Origin of the sequence: Sorangium sp. So ce367 (genome assembly GCF_051520455.1) — a bacterium.
Lineage (GTDB): Bacteria > Myxococcota_A > Polyangia > Polyangiales > Polyangiaceae > Sorangium > Sorangium cellulosum_B.
On the sequence record NZ_CP150334.1, the window covers coordinates 4,311,675 to 4,326,732 of the forward strand.

Sequence of the window (15,058 nt, forward strand, 5' to 3'; positions counted from 1 at the left end):
ACAGGATTCAGAGGAAAAACGCATCAGGAATTTCCTGTATGGACTTTCCGAGGTCCACCGATGCTGGGCCTGGCAGCGCGCTCGTCGTCGAGCGGCCATCGCAGGTCGGCGAGCTGGCCGGTGATCCGCAGCAGCATTTCCCTCAGGGAGGAGGCGTTCGCGCGATCGTTCGGGTTGTGTCGTAAACAGGCATACATGAACGCCGCGATGTCTGCGGTCCTCGGATCGTCGGCGATGCGCTTGATGGGCGCAGGGAGCCCGTCGTGCGTGACGTGCGCCGTGATGAGCGCGACCTCGGTGGGCGCGTCGAACAGCGTCTTGCCGGTGAGGATCTCGTAGGCGAGGCAGCCGAAGCTGTAGACGTCGGCCGTGAGCGGGGTCGGCGTGACCCCGGCGGGGACGACGCCCCAGATCTCCGGGGCGCCGTAGCAGCCGGTGGCGCAGCCAGGGCGGATGTGGCGGCCGGCGAGGCCGAAATCGACGAGCACGGGCTCGCGTCCCCCGCGCAGGATCACGTTCGTCGGCTTGATGTCGAGGTGTCCGACGCCGACGGCGTGCATGGCTTCCAGCCCGGCGAGGATGCCATCGAGCAGCGCCACCGCGGTCCGCGAGGTGAGGCCTCGAGCGTCGAGCAGCTTGTCGCAGCGGATGCCCTCGATGAGCTCCATCACGAGGATCGGCTTGGGGCGGGCGCCCGCGTCGAACGTGACGAAGCCGGCGAGGTTCGGGTGATCGGGCAGCGAGAGCAGCGCGCCCGCCTCCTCCCGGAACAGGCGGAGGAAGTCGGCTTCCGAGACGCTCCTGGCCGCCGTGTGATCGTACTCCGGCACCTTGAGGGCGAAGCGCTCCGCCGACGGATCGTGTCGTTCCTCGGTGCGGGTGACGACGAACACCGTCCCCAGCGAGCCGCCGCCGAGCTGGCGGTGCACGTAGAAGCCGCCGAGCGTGCGCCGGCTCGGCAGCCACGCGGGCAGCGGCTGCTCGGGCAGGGCGACCCCGCTCGGCGCGCTCTGCCGCCGGACCGGGAGCAGCAGGACGCGCGGCACGACGAGGGCGACCACATCGGCGAGCGCGCTCGGGATGCTCGCGCGCGCGGCCGAGACGAGCGCCTCGATCGGCGCCGCGACGCTCGGCTCCGCGTCGCCTTCCTCCTGCAGCGCGACCTCGATGGCGAGGCGCAGCGGCTCGGTCGCGCCGGAGGGCGCGGAGGCCGGGTGCTCCCCGCAGCGCCGGCGCGCGCCCGCGGTCAGCTGCGCGAGGCGCGTCAGGGCCTCGTCCAGGGCGGCGAGCGGCGAGGCGTCCGCGTCGCCGTCGCCCGCGCCGGTCAGCGCGCTGAGCGCGCGGGCAGCGTTCATCGCTCCGAGCGCGCGCGCGAGGCGGGCGAGCGCGCCCCGCACGATCTCCGTGCGCTGCGACGCGCCCGCAGGGAGCGCCGTCACGAGCGCCTCGATGGCGGCGATGCGCTCGAGCGCCACGCGCGCGCGCTCGGCCTCGGCGAGCTCCGCGTCGAGGCCGCCTTGCCGGGTCGACCGGCGCGACGCCGCGGCGTCGCCCTCCGGCGCGCGCGCGCCGCCCTCGCGCCCGCCGCGCGCGAACCGCGCGTAGGCGCGCAGCAGCTGGGCGACGTCCGGGTGCATGCTCGCCTGGCCGAGCACGTCGAGGTCGTCGGGGTCGCCGCCGCGCATCGCCGCATGCAAGAAGATGTCGGCCGCGTCGGCGGCGCCTTCGCGCACGAGCGCGTCGAGGCCGCGGGCGACCGAGGCGGCGATGGCGCGGCGGAGCGACGAGCCGCGTTCGGCGCGCAGCCGGTCGAGCAGCACGCCGATGGCGCCCGTCCAGCGGGCGAGCACCCGCGCCTTGAGCTCCGGCTCGCTGCCGAAGTCGGTGCTCTCGCCGTCGATCAGGTGGATGAGCGCGCGCAGGTTGCGCTGGTGCACGGTGACGTGCAGGGGCGGCGAGGCGCTCGCCCGCGCGGCGGGCCCCTCGGCGCGGAGCAGCCAGCGGGCGAGCCGCTCGTCGAGATCGTCCAGGGACGCGACCCCGGTGGCGTCGTCGCTTGGCCGCCGGTTCAGGAGCAGGAGGCTCTTCAGCAGGCCGGAGCCGAGCAGCTCGGCGTCCAGCTCGCGCACGAGCCCCACCGCGGCCCTGCGCGCCGCAGTGCTCTGCGCGTCGTCGTGCTCGCAGAGCTCGATCTCCTCGAGCGCGCCCACCACCTCGGTCGCGAGGGCGTAGGCCTCGAGCGCGCGGCCGTGCGCGTCGCGCGGGCCGGTCTCGACGAACGCCGCGACGGCGCTGTCGAGCGCGCCGCGCAGCAGCGCCACCCCGGCGCTGTCCATCGAGAGGTCGCGGTGGATGACGCGCGCCAGCGCCGCGAGCCCGTCGTCGCGGACGTGCGCGCTGGGCGGGGCCTCGAGCGCGTCCTCGAGCGCGCGGGCGCAGCGCGCCGCGGCGCGGGTGCCGAGCGGCTCGCCGCGGCTCATCACGCCGCGCAGCTCGCGCCGGAGCTCGACGATCGCCTCGGCGGTCGCCATCGGGGACGTGCGCGCGATCTCGTCGAGCAGCGCGTCGGCGGCCTCGGGCTCCGCGTCGGCCGCGACGGGGAGCCCCCAGGCCATCGCCGTGGCGATGCCCGGGTCCGCGGTGAGCAGCGGGCTCCGGAGCAGCTCGATGGCGCGTCCGAGCGCGCCGTCCGGATCCACCGCGATGCTCGCGGCCAGCGACGCCGCGCCGCGCCGCCACTCGGTGGGGGAGAGATCCTGGGCGAGCAGCGCGCGCACCTCCTCGGCGAAGTCGGGCAGCACCCCGGCGAGCAGCCCTCGCGCCGCGGCGACGTGGCGCCACACGAGCGGCTCGCGATCGGCGAGGAGCGTCTGCCAGGCGAGCGCGATCCCGTCGGCGCTGCGGTCGAGGTCGCGCCGCCGCCCGTCGCCGACGTTGCGGAACAGCCGGAGCGGGAGATCGTCGCCCTGCATGGCCCGGCGGGTCGCCTCGCGGGCGGCGCGCTCGATCAGGCGCGCGGCCAGCCGTCGCTCCGGGAGCGAGCCGGTCGACGGCGCGGCGATCCAGTCGCGCGACAGCTCGCGCCGCGAGGCGAGCAGGAGCGCGAGCGGTTCGACCGGGATGTCGGTGCCGGCGGGGAGCCAGAGCGAGAGCATCACGCGGGCGCGGATCCCTGCCCCGGACAGGCCGCGGGCCGAGCCGGCCGCCATGCGCGTCGCGAGGGCGACGAACGTCGCTGCGTTGCCGGCATAGAGCTGTCCCAGGACGCGCCTGCCCAGCTCGCGCCGCTCCGGCCCGAGCGGGAGCGCTCCGGCGATCTCGTAGAGCGCCACGCTCGCCGCGGCCGGCGCGAGCCAGCTCAGATCGTCGAGCAGCCCGTCGGCCATGGCGGTCTGGACGCTCCGGAGCAGGCCATCCGGGCTGAGGGAGTCGAGCGGGGTCGATCCATCGAGCGCATCGACCAGCGCCAGCGAGGCGATCGTCTGCCGGAAGAGCGCGCGCCGGACGTTCGGGTCGTCGTGGGACGTGAGGTCGACGAGCCCTTCGAGGTATTCCGCGCGCGGTCGCATCGGCAGGTTGCGCAGTCTAGCGCGACGACGCGTCGGCCCCCCTCCCACGCCGCTGCAATCCTCGCCCTTCATGGAACCTCCCACCTCGATCCGGAGCGCATGCCGCTCCACATGGCTCCGAGAGAGCTACCTCCCCCTACGATGATCGGACCGGCCGGAGGCGCGCCCCCGCCGCGCGTCCCGCCGCCTCGCCCCGGCGAGCACGTCATGGCGGGGCGAGGAGCCAGCCCCGTTGAGGCTCGATTTCGTGCGGAAGCGGGTCCTCTCGCGTCCGGCCGCCTGGGCTGTCGGCGCGCGCGTGGGGCAAGTGGCAGAGGGCTTCAGGCCGCGCCACGCGCGTTGAGGACGCAATCCACGCATCCTGCGCAACGCACCGCACCCCACGGACCGACTGGGTGGAAGTGGGCATCGAAGTGGGTTAAGCGGCAGCGCGTACGGGGCCTCGTCGCCCTGCGTGTTCGCCGCGCGATGTCGCGACCGAAGAGCTGGAATGCAAGGAGACGTGGAACAGGGCTTCTCTCTCGACCTCGACGCGTTTCGCGCGGCGTACTCGCGGTTCCTCGCGCCGGCGGGGGACGCGGAGCCGCGCATCCTGCTCACGGGGCACTCCCACCAGGCCTGGCCGGATGTGGCGCGCGACGCGCTCTCCGCATGCTTCGACGATGCCGCGCGGCTCGTCGACGGCAAGTGGGACGCCGCGGTGTTGCCGAGGCTCTCGGCCGTCGGCGCGGCGATCCTGGAGCGGATGGGCTTCGAGCGCGGCGACGCCATCGCCTTCGGCCAGAACACCCACGAGCTCGTCTACCGGCTGATCACGTCGCTCCCTCGGCGCGAGCGGCTCCGGATCGTCACCACGCAGGGCGAGTTCCACTCGCTCAGGCGCCAGCTCGCTCGCCTCGCCGAGGAGGGCGTCGAGATCGACTGGGTGAGCGTCGAGCCGCGCCACGCGCTCGCCGACCGGCTGCTCGCCGCGCTCCGGCCGGGCACCTCGATGCTCGCGATCTCGGCCGTGCTTTTCGAGAGCGCGACGGTGGTGCCGCGGCTCGACGAGGTCGTCGCGCGCGCGGCCGAGATCGGCGCCGTCCCGCTCGTGGACGCCTACCACGCGTTCAACGTCGTCCCGCTCGCGTGGGGCAGCGCGGCGCCCCACGTCTTCGCGGTCGCGGGGGGCTACAAGTACGCGGCGATGGGCGAGGGGATCTGCTGGATGCGCGTCCCGCACGGCTGCGGGCTGCGCCCGGTCTTCACCGGCTGGTTCGCCGACTTCGGCTCGCTCGCGGGCAGCAGCGGCGGCGTCGCGTACGCGCCCGGGGGCGCGCGATTCGCGGGCTCCACGTTCGACCCCTCCGCGCTCTACCGCGCCGCCGCGGTGATCGAGCACTGGGATCGCTTCGGCCTCACCGTCCCGCGGCTGCGCGCGATATCGCTCCGGCAGACCGGGCGCATCCTCGACCTCCTCGACGCCGCGGGCCGCGGCGGCGACGTCGTCTCGCCCCGCGAGCCCGAGCGCCGGGGCGGCTTCATCGCCGTTCGCTCGGCGCGAGCGGGCGACGTCGTGGAGCGCCTCCGCGCCCGGCGCGTGCTCGTCGACGCCCGGCGCGACGTGCTCCGCATCGGCCCCGCGCCGTACCTCACCGACGCCGAGATCGACCAGGGCGTCGCGGCCCTCGTCGAGGAGCTCGGTCGCTAGCGCCCTGGCGGCGTTCTCGTCGGGACGATCAAGGTTCGCTGTGGACGCGCGGCGCGTCGGGGTACAGCGACCGGAGCCCGCGCCAGGCGACGTCGGCCGCGCTCTCCGCGGGCTCGGCGAGATCCCACTCCAGGTAGAGCTTGTCGCCGTCGTAGCAACCGAAGCTCGTCGACAGGCAGAGCAGCGGCTCGCGCTCGGTGGCATACCCCTCGCGCGCGACGTCGTGCCCGTAGATCGCGACGCGAGCGTCCGGGTCGATCGCGCGGAGGAAGGCATAGGCGCGGTCGCTCGATGTGCTCCGCGCCCAGAGCAGCGCGCCGAGCGTCCCGTGCAGGCTCATCTCCGAGAGCGGCACGTCGAGGAACCCGTCGAGCGGGAGCCGATCGAGATCTTGCCGGCTCTGAATGCGGGCGTGCGGTGCCGCGTGGAGCATGACGAGCCGGGCCGCGCGCGCGGCCGCCACGAACGGCCACCCGCGGAACCAGCTTCGCATCGCCAGCGTGTCTTCCGGGCCGAGGAGATCTTCGAGCCGCAGCGCCTCGTCCGGGAAGAATTTCGCCACCACCGGACCTCCCACGTGCGCGTGCTCGTGGTTTCCGAGCAGGTAGTGAACCCTGCCGGGGTGGCGTTCCGCGAGACTCCTCGCCTTTTTCAACAAGGTCACGGAATCGCCCCGATAGAACGAGCCCAGGTAGTCGGGCCATTCACCCTCGTCGAGCTCGGGTCCGTGGACGAGGTCGCCCGTGATCACGAGGACCGCGCCGTCACGGCCGGTCGCCGCCTGCTCGAAGATCTCGGCGATTCGCTCGAAATCCGCGACATTGCCCTGGAAGTCGGTGGCGACGATCAGTCTGCCCCGATCAGGGAGGTCGACGACACGCTGCACGTCTCCAGCATAGCCGAACGTCCCTGCGTTCGCCTCGCGTGAACTGAGCCCATCCGACCCGTGAACGCCGGCCGGCTGCCACGCCACGCCCTCTGCCAGATCGTCCAGATTTGACGAAATGCTACAATAGTACTGTCACTTGGCGGAGGTTCTCGCTCGGGCTAGGCTCGCAGTCGTATGCAAAACCGGAAACTTTCAGCGTGGGTGGACGAGGTCGCCCATCAGACGCGGCCTGATCGGGTCGTCTTCTGTGACGGCTCCGAGGCGGAGAACCGAACGCTGATCCAGGGGATGCTGAGCGACGGTACGCTCCTCGCGCTCGACGGGGAGAGATACCCCGACTGCTATCTTCACCGGAGCGACCCGACCGACGTCGCCCGGACTGAGCACCTCACGTTCATCTGCACTCGCGACAAGGAAGACGCGGGCCCGACGAACAACTGGATGTCGCCGGACGAGGCCTCGCAGCGGGTTGGACGGCTATTCGACGGGGCGATGAAGGGGCGGACGATGTTCGTCGTCCCGTACCTGATGGGCCCAGTGGGGTCGCCCTCGGCGAAGGTCGGAATCGAGATCACCGACAGCCCTTATGTCGTGGCGAGCATGCGGATCATGACCCGTATGGGCCGTGTCGCGCTCGATGCGCTGGGCAGCTCCGATGACTTCTGCAGGGGGCTGCACTCGCTCGGGGACCTGAGCCCCGAGCGCCGCTTCGTCTGCCATTTCCCGGCGGAGCGGCTCATCTGGAGCGTCGGCTCCGGGTATGGCGGCAACGCGCTGCTCGGGAAGAAGTGCTTCGCGCTGCGCATCGCGAGCACGATGGCGCGCGACGAAGGGTGGTTCGCAGAGCACATGCTCATCCTCGGCCTGGAGGACCCGGGAGGGCGGGTGACGTACGTCTGCGCGGCGTTCCCGAGCGCCTGCGGGAAGACGAACCTCGCCATGCTCGTGCCGCCGGCGTCCCAGAAGGGGTGGAAGGTGTGGACCGTCGGCGACGACATCGCCTGGCTGCGGATCGGCCGGGATGGCCGGCTCTGGGCGATCAACCCCGAGGCCGGCTTCTTCGGCGTGGCGCCGGGGACGAGCTCAAGGACGAACCCGAACGCCCTGGCGACGCTGGCCCGGAACTCGATCTTCACGAACGTGGCGCTCACGCCGGAGGGGACGCCGTGGTGGGAAGGCTTCGACGGTCCGGTGCCGCCCGTGCTCACCGACTGGAGGGGACGCCGGTGGACGCCCGATAGCGCGGAGCCCGCGGCGCATCCGAACAGCCGGTTCACCGCGCCGGCCCGCCAGTGCCCGTCCATCTCGACGGAGTTCGACGCCGCAGCGGGCGTGCCCATCTCGGCCATCGTCTTCGGCGGACGGCGCGCGCGGCTCGCGCCGCTCGTCTGCGAGGCGCGCGGCTGGGCCCACGGCGTCTATCTGGGCGCGACGATGGCCTCGGAGACGACCGCGGCCGCCACCGGGAAGGTCGGGGTCGTCCGCCGCGACCCGATGGCGATGCGCCCCTTCTGCGGATACAACATGGGCGATTACTTCCGGCACTGGATCGAGCTCGGCGAGAACCGCGCGGCGTTCCCGAAGATCTTCCACGTGAACTGGTTCCGGCAGGGCGAGGCGGGCGCGCTCCTCTGGCCAGGCTTCGGCGAGAACCTCCGCGTCCTGCGCTGGATCGTCGCGCGCGTGCGCGGCGAGGCGAAGGGACACGACACAGCCGTCGGGATCATGCCCACGGACGGCGAGCTCGACACGAGCGGCCTCGGCGTGAACGATGAGGCCATGCGCGAGCTCTTCGCCATCGATCGCGACGCGTGGCTGGAGGAGGCGCGCGATCGCGAGGCGTTCCTGGAGTCGTTCGGCTCGCGCATGCCCGAGGCGCTGCTCCGGCAAAACCGGGATCTCATGGCCCGGATCCGGGCGTGAGCTAGCGCCGTCGAGAGCGATTCACGCGCGGTTCACGCGCGATCCACGCCCGATTCACGATCGATTCACGCCACGCACCACCCCCGCTCGTCCGCGCTGCGTGGCGAGAACGGTCGGGAATGTCTTGACGCCGGCGCAAGTCGGCCCACACAGTTCTTTCAGAGAATTTTGAAACTTTCATGAGCCACGCAAGTGACATCCATCGCCAGGCGGAGCTGCTCGCGGCGGATGCGATCGGCGACGTCATCGAGCACTGGGGCTTCCGCCGAGTGCTCGGGCGGATCTGGACCGTCCTGTTCATTGAAGGCGGAGCCCTCTCCGCCGCCGAGATCGGCGAGCGGCTGCAGGTTTCTTCCGGCGCAATGAGTATGTCGCTGACAGAATTGCAAAGGTGGGGTGTAGTACGAAGAGTATGGAAACCGGGCGAGCGGAAGGAGTTCTTCGAGGCCGAGACGGACTTCTGGAAGATGATTTCCAAAGTGTTCGCCGAGCGCGAGCGGCTGATCGCCGACTCCGTGAGGGAGCGCCTCGAGCGGGCTTCGGCGCTGCTCGAGGGCCTGCCTCCCACCGACGCCGCCCGGTTCAGCCTCGATCGAGTGGAGCGGCTCCTCTCGTTCGTGATCGTCGCGCAGGCGGCGCTCGACGGGTTCATCAAGAGCAGGACCGTGGATTTCTCGCGGTTCGGGGATCTGGTCCGGTTCCCCATCCGCGCCGTGCGTTCCCGGCGAGGCGCCTAGCGGGACCGTGATTTCGGAGAGCCCGACCGTCACGGGGGCCCCGCGCGGTGCGGGGCGCAGCGTGCGCTCGTGCTTCCAGGTGGAGATGGGATGACTGCGACTACAACGTTTACTGGGACGGTCCAGCGGAGCGATGTCGTCTCGAGCCTCGGAGGCATGTGCGCTGGGCGAGGGCTCGACGCGCTCGCTGCGCGCCTCGCGGAGCTGAGGCGCCTGCTCGACGGGGACCTCGGCGACATCGAGCGCGAGATCGCGAAGGTCGGGCTGGACGGCGAGACGCCGGCGCACCAGAGCGCTCGGCACCTGCTCGGCCTGAACGGCAAGCGGCTGCGGCCCATCTGCGTCGCGCTGGCCTCCCACATCGGGAGCGGCTTCAACGACGCCGCGCGGACGTTCGCGGTCGCGGTCGAGCTCGTCCACAACGCGACGCTGCTGCACGACGACGTCGTCGACCTCGGCGACCGCCGGCGCGGCGCGGACGCGGCGCGGGTCATCTACGGCAACGCCGCCTCGATCTTCGGCGGCGACTACCTCCTGCTCGACGCGCTCTCCAAGATCCAGGCGGTCGGCATGACCGACGTGCTCGAGCGGGTGCTCCTCGTGATCAAGGAGATGGTCGTGGCCGAGGCGCTCCAGCTCGCGTCGCGGGGCCGCGTGCGCACGAGCACGAGCGAGTACTTCCAGATCGTCGACGGCAAGACGGCGTCGCTGTTCCGCTGGGCGATGTTCGCAGGGGCGCGCGCGGGCGGCGTGAGCGAGCCGCTCTGCAAGGCGCTCGAGAGCTTCGGGACGAGCCTCGGGGTCGCGTTCCAGCTCGTCGACGATGTCCTCGACTTCGCCGGAGACCCGGAGGCGACCGGCAAGGCGCTGCTCACGGATCTGCGCGAGGGCAAGATGACGTACCCGCTGCTCCTCGCCATGGAGCGCGACCGCGAGCTCACGCCCGCCCTCGAGGCGCACTGCGCGTCGGAGGACGCGGCCGTCGAGCCGGAGCTCGGCCGGCGCATCGCGCACATCATGGTCGAGAAGCGCGTCGTGGACGACTGCCTGGAGCTCGCGTCCCGGCTGTGCGGAGACGCGGTGCGGAGCATCGAGCCGCTCCCGGAGAGCCCGGCGAAGGCGGCACTGGAGGGGGTCGCGATGTCGACGCCCCGGCGGAAGCGGTGAGCGGCGATGACGAACCCCTTGATGCAGTGCGCGGGGCGCGCGCCCCGCTCGCGAGCGCGCGCGGCGCGCGGAGACACCCGATGAGCCAACACGTGTCCAGCCGGATCAGCGGCTTCTACAAGCGGTGCCTCGAGGAGCGGCTCCGCGCGATCCAGGCGCTCGGTCTGCTCGACGAGGAGGCGCTCGCGCACCTCGCCAGCGGGGGAGGGCTGCCGACGGCGGTGGCCGATCGGATGTGCGAGAACGTCATCGCGACGCACGCGCTCCCGCTCGGCCTGGCGCTGAACTTCCGCGTGAACCAGCGCGACGTGCTGGTGCCGATGGCGGTGGAGGAGCCGAGCGTCATCGCCGCCGCGTCGAATGCGGCGCGCATGGTCCGGCGGTCGGGCGGCTTCTCCGGCGAGGCGGACCCGCCGATCATGACCGCCCAGGTCCAGCTCGACGACGTGCCGGACGCGGAGGCGGCCGCGGGCCGGCTGGAGGCGGCCCGCGCGAGCCTGCTCGCGGCCGGGGACGCGGCCATCCCCAGGATGGTGGCGCGCGGCGGCGGCTGCCGCGATCTCGAGGTGCGCGTCCTCTCGGCGGAGCTCGGCGTGCTCGTCGTGCACCTCTATGTCGAGGTCGGCGACGCCATGGGCGCGAACCTGGTCGACACCGTGGCAGAGGCGGTGGCGCCGCTCGTGCAGCGCATCGCCGGCGGGACGCTGGGCCTGCGGATCCTCTCCAACCTGACCGTCCGCCGCCTCGTCCGGGTGACGGCCACCGTGACGGACGACGCGCTCGGGGGCGCGGACGTGGCGAGCGGCATCGCGCGGGCGAGCCGCTTCGCGGAGCTCGATCCGTACCGGGCGACGACCCACAACAAGGGCTTCATGAACGGGCTCGACGCGGCCGCGGTCGCGCTCGGGCAGGACTTCCGCGCCATCGAGGCGGGCGCGCACGCGTACGCGGCGATCGGCGGCCGGTACCGGCCGCTGAGCACGTGGGAGCGCATCCCCGGCGGGCTCGTGGGGCGGGCGGAGCTGCCGCTCGCGGTCGGCACGGTGGGCGGCGCGACCGAGGTGCACGCGGGCGTGCGCGCCGCGCTGCAGCTCGTGGGCGCGAAGAGCGCGCGCGAGCTCGCGGTGGTGCTGGCGTCCGTCGGGCTGGCGTCCAACCTGGCGGCGCTGCGCGCGCTCGCGAGCGAGGGCATCCAGCGAGGCCACATGCGGCTCCACGAGCGGAAGCGCGCGATCGGCGGCACGTCGACGGCGGGCGGGGAGTCCGCCCCGCCGCCGTCCGGCGAAGGCAAGCGGTTCGCCGCAGAGCGAGCCGAGGCGCCGCGCGCGGTGCACCAGGCGGGGGGCGGGACATGAGCGACGCGAGCCAGGATCAGGCGCCGCGCGGCGAGCGCCGCTTCGGCACGGGCGAGATGTTCGACGGCATCGCCGAGCGGTACGACCTCCTGAACCGGGTCATCTCGATGGGGCTCGATCAGGGCTGGCGGCGGCGCGCGGTGCGCTCGCTCGAGCTCTCGCCCGGCGCGACGGTGCTCGATCTCGCGACTGGCACCGCCGATCTCGCGATCGCGATCGCGCGGGCGCACGAGGTGAAGGTCATCGGGGTCGATCCGTCGCAGGGGATGCTCGGCGTCGGTCGCCGGAAGGTGGAGGCCGCGGGGCTCGCCGGGCGGATCGATCTCGAGGTCGGCGACGCGCAGCAGCTCCAGCTCGGCGACGCGAGCGTCGACGCCATCTCGATGGCGTTCGGGATCCGCAACGTCCCGGATCGCGCGCGGGCGCTCCGCGAGATGGCGCGCGTCACGCGGCCCGGGGGGCGCATCGCGATCCTAGAGCTCAGCGAGCCGCGCAGCGGGCTCATGGGCAAGCTCGCGCGCTTCCACATCCACACGGTCGTCCCGTACGTGGGCGGCGCGATCTCCGGCAAGGACGAGTACCGGTACCTGCAGGACTCGATCGCGAGGTTCCCGCCTCCGGACGAGTTCGCGGAGCTGATGCGCGGCGCGGGGCTGCGCGTGCTCCGCGTGGAGCCGCTCACGATGGGCGTCGTGTGCCTCTTCGTCGCGACGCTCGAGGGGGCCTGAGGTGCGCGCGAGAGAGGGCCTCGGGGGGCGGTGATGGGCGGGTCGAACCTCCACTCTGCCTGGGCGCAGCTGTTCGTCCGTGCGCTCGCGCAGGCCGGGGTGCGCGACCTGGTCCTCTGCCCCGGCTCGCGCTCCACGCCGCTCGCGATCGCGGCGATGGAGAGCGAGGAGGTGCGCTGTCACAGCGTCGTCGACGAGCGCGCCGCCGCGTTCTTCGCGCTCGGGCAGGCGCGCGTCACCGGACGGCCCAGCGTCTTCGTCTGCACCTCGGGCACCGCCGGCGCGCACGCGCTCCCGGCGATCATCGAGGCGCACCAGAGCTTCACCCCGTTCATCGCGATCACGGCCGACCGCCCGTGGGAGCTCGCCGACGCCGCGGCCGCGCAGACCATCGATCAGACCAAGCTCTTCGGCGACCACGTCCGTCACTTCGCCGAGCTCGGGCTGCCGGATCCGTCGCCCCTCGCGTTGCGCGCGGTGACGCGCATCGCGGCCCAGGCGGTCACGCGCGCGCTGTCGCCGACGCCGGGCCCGGTCCACATCAACGCGCGCTTCCGCAAGCCGCTCGAGCCGGTCGACGCGGCCGGGCCCGAGCCATGGCAGGCAGAGTGGGAGGCGCTGATGCGCCGCGCCGGCACGCGGGTCGTGTCGGCCCGCGCCGGGGTCGATGGGCGCGCGATCGAGGAGCTCGCCGCGCGCTGCGCGCGCGCGGAGCGGGGGCTCATCGTGTGCGGCCCCGCCGAGAGCCGAGACGACGACGCGCGCGCGCGCCGCGCGGTGCTCGCGCTCTCGCGCGCGACAGGCTTCCCGGTGCTCGCCGAGGGCACGAGCCAGATCTGCTTTGGCGGCCCCACCGAGGGCGTCGTGATGCCGGCGTCGTTCGATTCGTTCCTCCGCGCGCCCGAGTTCCGCGCGGCGAACGTGCCCGACCTCATCCTCGAGCTCGGCGCCCCGCCGACGTCGGCCGGCTACGCGACCTACATCGCCGAGCACACGAGCGCCCGCCGCGTCGTCGTCTCCGCGCACGGCTGGAACGACCCGACGAGCGCCGCGGCTGCCCTCGTCATGGGCGAGCCCGTGGAGGTGTGCGAGGCGCTCGCGGCGCGCCTCGCCGGGGCGGCGCTGAGCCTGGGGCGCGGGCGGCGGGACTGGGCCGCGACGTTCGCGCGCGCCGGCGAGATCGCGGCGGCGCACGCCGCGCGCGCTTGCGCCGGGGACGAGCTGACGGAGGGCGCCATCGCCAGGATGGTGGCCAGCGCGTGCCCTGCGGGCTCGCTGCTCGCGATCGGCAACAGCATGCCGGTGCGCGACCTCGACACCTACTGCCCGCCGTCGGCGCGCGCGCTGCGCGTGCTGCACCAGCGCGGGGCGAGCGGGATCGACGGCCTCGTGTCGGCGGCGGCCGGCGCGCGCGTGGCGGCCGCCGCGCCGGTGACGTTGCTGCTCGGCGATCTCAGCCTGCTGCACGATCTGACCGGGCTGCTCCTCGCCGCGAAGGCAGCGGGCGACGGCCGAGCGCCGCTCGTCATCGTGGTGGTCCAGAACGACGGCGGCCGCATCTTCGAGCACCTCCCCATCGCCAGGCGCGGCGCCGAGCTGCTCGAGCGGTGCTTCACGATGCCGCAGCACCTCGATTTCGCGCCGGCGGCGGCGATGTTCGGGCTCGCCTACGAGCGCGCCGGCACCGCCGGGGATCTCACCCGCGCGCTCGCCGCGGGGTACCAGCGGGCGGGCGCGACGCTGATCGAGGCGGTGGTGCCGCCCCACGACGGCGCCGCCCGCGTGGCGCGGCTCTGGTCCGACGTTCGTCGCGACGTCGCGGCCCTGGTCAGCGCGCCGGCCGCGGACGGAGCGGCGGCCGATCTGCAGACTCCATGAGCGGCGTGCGCGCCGAGAACCCCGAGCTTGCCGAGAGGGATCCACGATCATGAGCCACGTCAACGCGAACACGAGTCCCGCACCCGACGACGTCGCGCGCGGCGCGTCCGGCGAGGGCGCCGCGCAGCGCGGGAGCGCTCGCGCCGCCGCGAGGGCGCGCGGGCCCCGCGAGCTGGAGAGGGGATCGTGAGCGCCGCGGCGGCCCCTCAGACGGCGGGCGCAGCGGCCCCGGGTGGCGTGCGCCCCGGCTCGCTCCGGGCGTGGCTCCTCGCGTGCCGGCCGGCGACGCTCACCGCGGCGCTCGCGCCGGTGATGGTCGGGACGGCCGTCGCCTACGCGCTCGGCGGGATGCGGCTCGGCCCGGCGCTCTCGGCGCTCGCGGGCGCGATGCTCATCCAGATCGCGACGAACTTCGCGAACGACGTCTTCGATCACGAGAAGGGCGCCGACACACACGAGCGGCTCGGCCCCACGCGCGCCGTGCAGGCGGGGCTGCTCACGCCGCGCCAGGTGCGCGCCGGGCTGCTCGTCACGATCGCGCTCACGCTGCCGTTCGGGGTGTACCTGGCGTTCGTGGGCGGGTGGCCCATCGTGGTGATCGGCGTCGTCTCGATCCTCGCTGGCGTCGCGTACACGGGTGGGCCGTACCCGCTCGGCTATCACGGCCTCGGCGACCTCTTCGTGTTCGTGTTCTTCGGCCTCGTCGCCGTCTGCGGTACGGCGTTCGTCCAGCTCGGCTCGGTCCCGCCGCTCGCGTGGGCGGCGGCCGTGCCGATCGGCGCCATCGCCACCGCCGTGCTCGTCGTCAACAACGTCCGCGATCGCGAGACGGACGTCGTCGCCGGCAAGCGCACGCTCGCCGTCCGGCTCGGGCGCCGCGCGGGCGTCCTCGAATACGCGATGCTCTTCGCCGTCGCCTACGCGGTGCCGGTCGCGCTCGCCGTCGGCGAGGGCCGTCGGTGGACGCTCCTCGTGTTCGCGACGTTCCCTCGCGCGGTGCGCCTGCTCCGGGTGCTGGCGACGACCGACGGCCGGCCGCTCAACGACTGCCTCGCCGGGACGGCGAAGCTGCTGCTCGCCTATGCGCTGCTCTTCTCGCTCGGCCTCGCGGCCCAGCTGTAG

At 73.3% G+C, this 15,058-nt stretch carries 11 protein-coding genes; 9 read left to right on the top strand and 2 right to left on the bottom strand.

Annotated features, from left to right (window positions below):
- Positions 1-23 precede the first annotated feature (23 nt).
- Entirely contained in the window at positions 24-3,641 is a 3,618-nt protein-coding gene (locus WME97_RS16460; RefSeq protein WP_437552856.1) for a protein kinase domain-containing protein, read from the bottom strand.
- Positions 3,642-4,059: 418 nt separating this feature from the next.
- Here WME97_RS16460 and WME97_RS16465 point away from each other — a divergent pair, with 418 nt between their 5' ends.
- Positions 4,060-5,259: a kynureninase/PvdN C-terminal domain-containing protein gene (locus WME97_RS16465; RefSeq protein ID WP_437552857.1), complete on the top strand. Its 1,200-nt coding sequence runs from the start codon at positions 4,060-4,062 to the stop codon at positions 5,257-5,259.
- A 28-nt stretch (positions 5,260-5,287) separates the two neighbouring features.
- Here WME97_RS16465 and WME97_RS16470 read toward each other — a convergent pair whose 3' ends face one another.
- Entirely contained in the window at positions 5,288-6,145 is an 858-nt protein-coding gene (locus tag WME97_RS16470) for a metallophosphoesterase (protein ID WP_437552858.1), read from the bottom strand.
- 177 nt (positions 6,146-6,322) lie between these two features.
- On the opposite strand from WME97_RS16470, the gene WME97_RS16475 reads away from it, so the two are divergent.
- The 8 genes from WME97_RS16475 to WME97_RS16510 all read left to right on the top strand — a co-directional run bounded on the left by WME97_RS16475 (position 6,323) and on the right by WME97_RS16510 (position 15,058).
- The gene (locus tag WME97_RS16475; RefSeq protein ID WP_437552859.1) at positions 6,323-8,071 is read left to right on the top strand and encodes a phosphoenolpyruvate carboxykinase (GTP); all 1,749 of its coding nucleotides are present in this window, start codon (positions 6,323-6,325) and stop codon (positions 8,069-8,071) included.
- Positions 8,072-8,250: 179 nt separating this feature from the next.
- Positions 8,251-8,808, top strand: a complete 558-nt coding sequence (locus tag WME97_RS16480) for a GbsR/MarR family transcriptional regulator (RefSeq protein WP_012235639.1) — start codon at positions 8,251-8,253, stop codon at positions 8,806-8,808.
- 90 nt (positions 8,809-8,898) lie between these two features.
- Positions 8,899-9,975: a polyprenyl synthetase family protein gene (locus WME97_RS16485; RefSeq protein ID WP_437552860.1), complete on the top strand. Its 1,077-nt coding sequence runs from the start codon at positions 8,899-8,901 to the stop codon at positions 9,973-9,975.
- 80 nt (positions 9,976-10,055) lie between these two features.
- Positions 10,056-11,330, top strand: a complete 1,275-nt coding sequence (locus tag WME97_RS16490; RefSeq protein ID WP_437552861.1) for a hydroxymethylglutaryl-CoA reductase, degradative — start codon at positions 10,056-10,058, stop codon at positions 11,328-11,330.
- On the top strand, positions 11,327-12,058 hold the full coding sequence (ubiE, locus tag WME97_RS16495) for a bifunctional demethylmenaquinone methyltransferase/2-methoxy-6-polyprenyl-1,4-benzoquinol methylase UbiE (protein ID WP_437552862.1): 732 nt from the start codon (positions 11,327-11,329) through the stop codon (positions 12,056-12,058). The genes WME97_RS16490 and ubiE overlap by 4 nt, the downstream gene beginning before the upstream one ends.
- 33 nt (positions 12,059-12,091) lie before the next feature.
- On the top strand, positions 12,092-13,936 hold the full coding sequence (gene menD / locus WME97_RS16500; protein WP_437552863.1) for a 2-succinyl-5-enolpyruvyl-6-hydroxy-3-cyclohexene-1-carboxylic-acid synthase: 1,845 nt from the start codon (positions 12,092-12,094) through the stop codon (positions 13,934-13,936).
- Between the two features lie 49 nt (positions 13,937-13,985).
- A complete protein-coding gene (locus WME97_RS16505; RefSeq protein ID WP_437552864.1) occupies positions 13,986-14,126 on the top strand; it encodes a hypothetical protein in 141 nt (46 codons plus the stop codon).
- Positions 14,123-15,058 (top strand): 1,4-dihydroxy-2-naphthoate polyprenyltransferase, encoded by a 936-nt coding sequence (locus tag WME97_RS16510; RefSeq protein ID WP_437552865.1) that lies wholly within the window; start codon positions 14,123-14,125, stop codon positions 15,056-15,058. Before WME97_RS16505 ends, WME97_RS16510 begins: the two co-directional genes overlap by 4 nt.

What these genes read in the sequence shown, in the direction of transcription:
- WME97_RS16460 (WP_437552856.1), bottom strand. Translation starts at nt 3,641, where the DNA reads ATGAAGGGCGAGGATTGCAGCGGCGTGGGAGGGGGGCCGACGCGTCGT.
- WME97_RS16465 (WP_437552857.1), top strand. Translation starts at nt 4,060, where the DNA reads ATGCAAGGAGACGTGGAACAGGGCTTCTCTCTCGACCTCGACGCGTTT.
- WME97_RS16475 (WP_437552859.1), top strand. Translation starts at nt 6,323, where the DNA reads ATGCAAAACCGGAAACTTTCAGCGTGGGTGGACGAGGTCGCCCATCAG.
- WME97_RS16480 (WP_012235639.1), top strand. Translation starts at nt 8,251, where the DNA reads ATGAGCCACGCAAGTGACATCCATCGCCAGGCGGAGCTGCTCGCGGCG.
- WME97_RS16485 (WP_437552860.1), top strand. Translation starts at nt 8,899, where the DNA reads ATGACTGCGACTACAACGTTTACTGGGACGGTCCAGCGGAGCGATGTC.
- WME97_RS16490 (WP_437552861.1), top strand. Translation starts at nt 10,056, where the DNA reads ATGAGCCAACACGTGTCCAGCCGGATCAGCGGCTTCTACAAGCGGTGC.
- ubiE (WP_437552862.1), top strand. Translation starts at nt 11,327, where the DNA reads ATGAGCGACGCGAGCCAGGATCAGGCGCCGCGCGGCGAGCGCCGCTTC.
- menD (WP_437552863.1), top strand. Translation starts at nt 12,092, where the DNA reads ATGGGCGGGTCGAACCTCCACTCTGCCTGGGCGCAGCTGTTCGTCCGT.
- WME97_RS16505 (WP_437552864.1), top strand. Translation starts at nt 13,986, where the DNA reads ATGAGCCACGTCAACGCGAACACGAGTCCCGCACCCGACGACGTCGCG.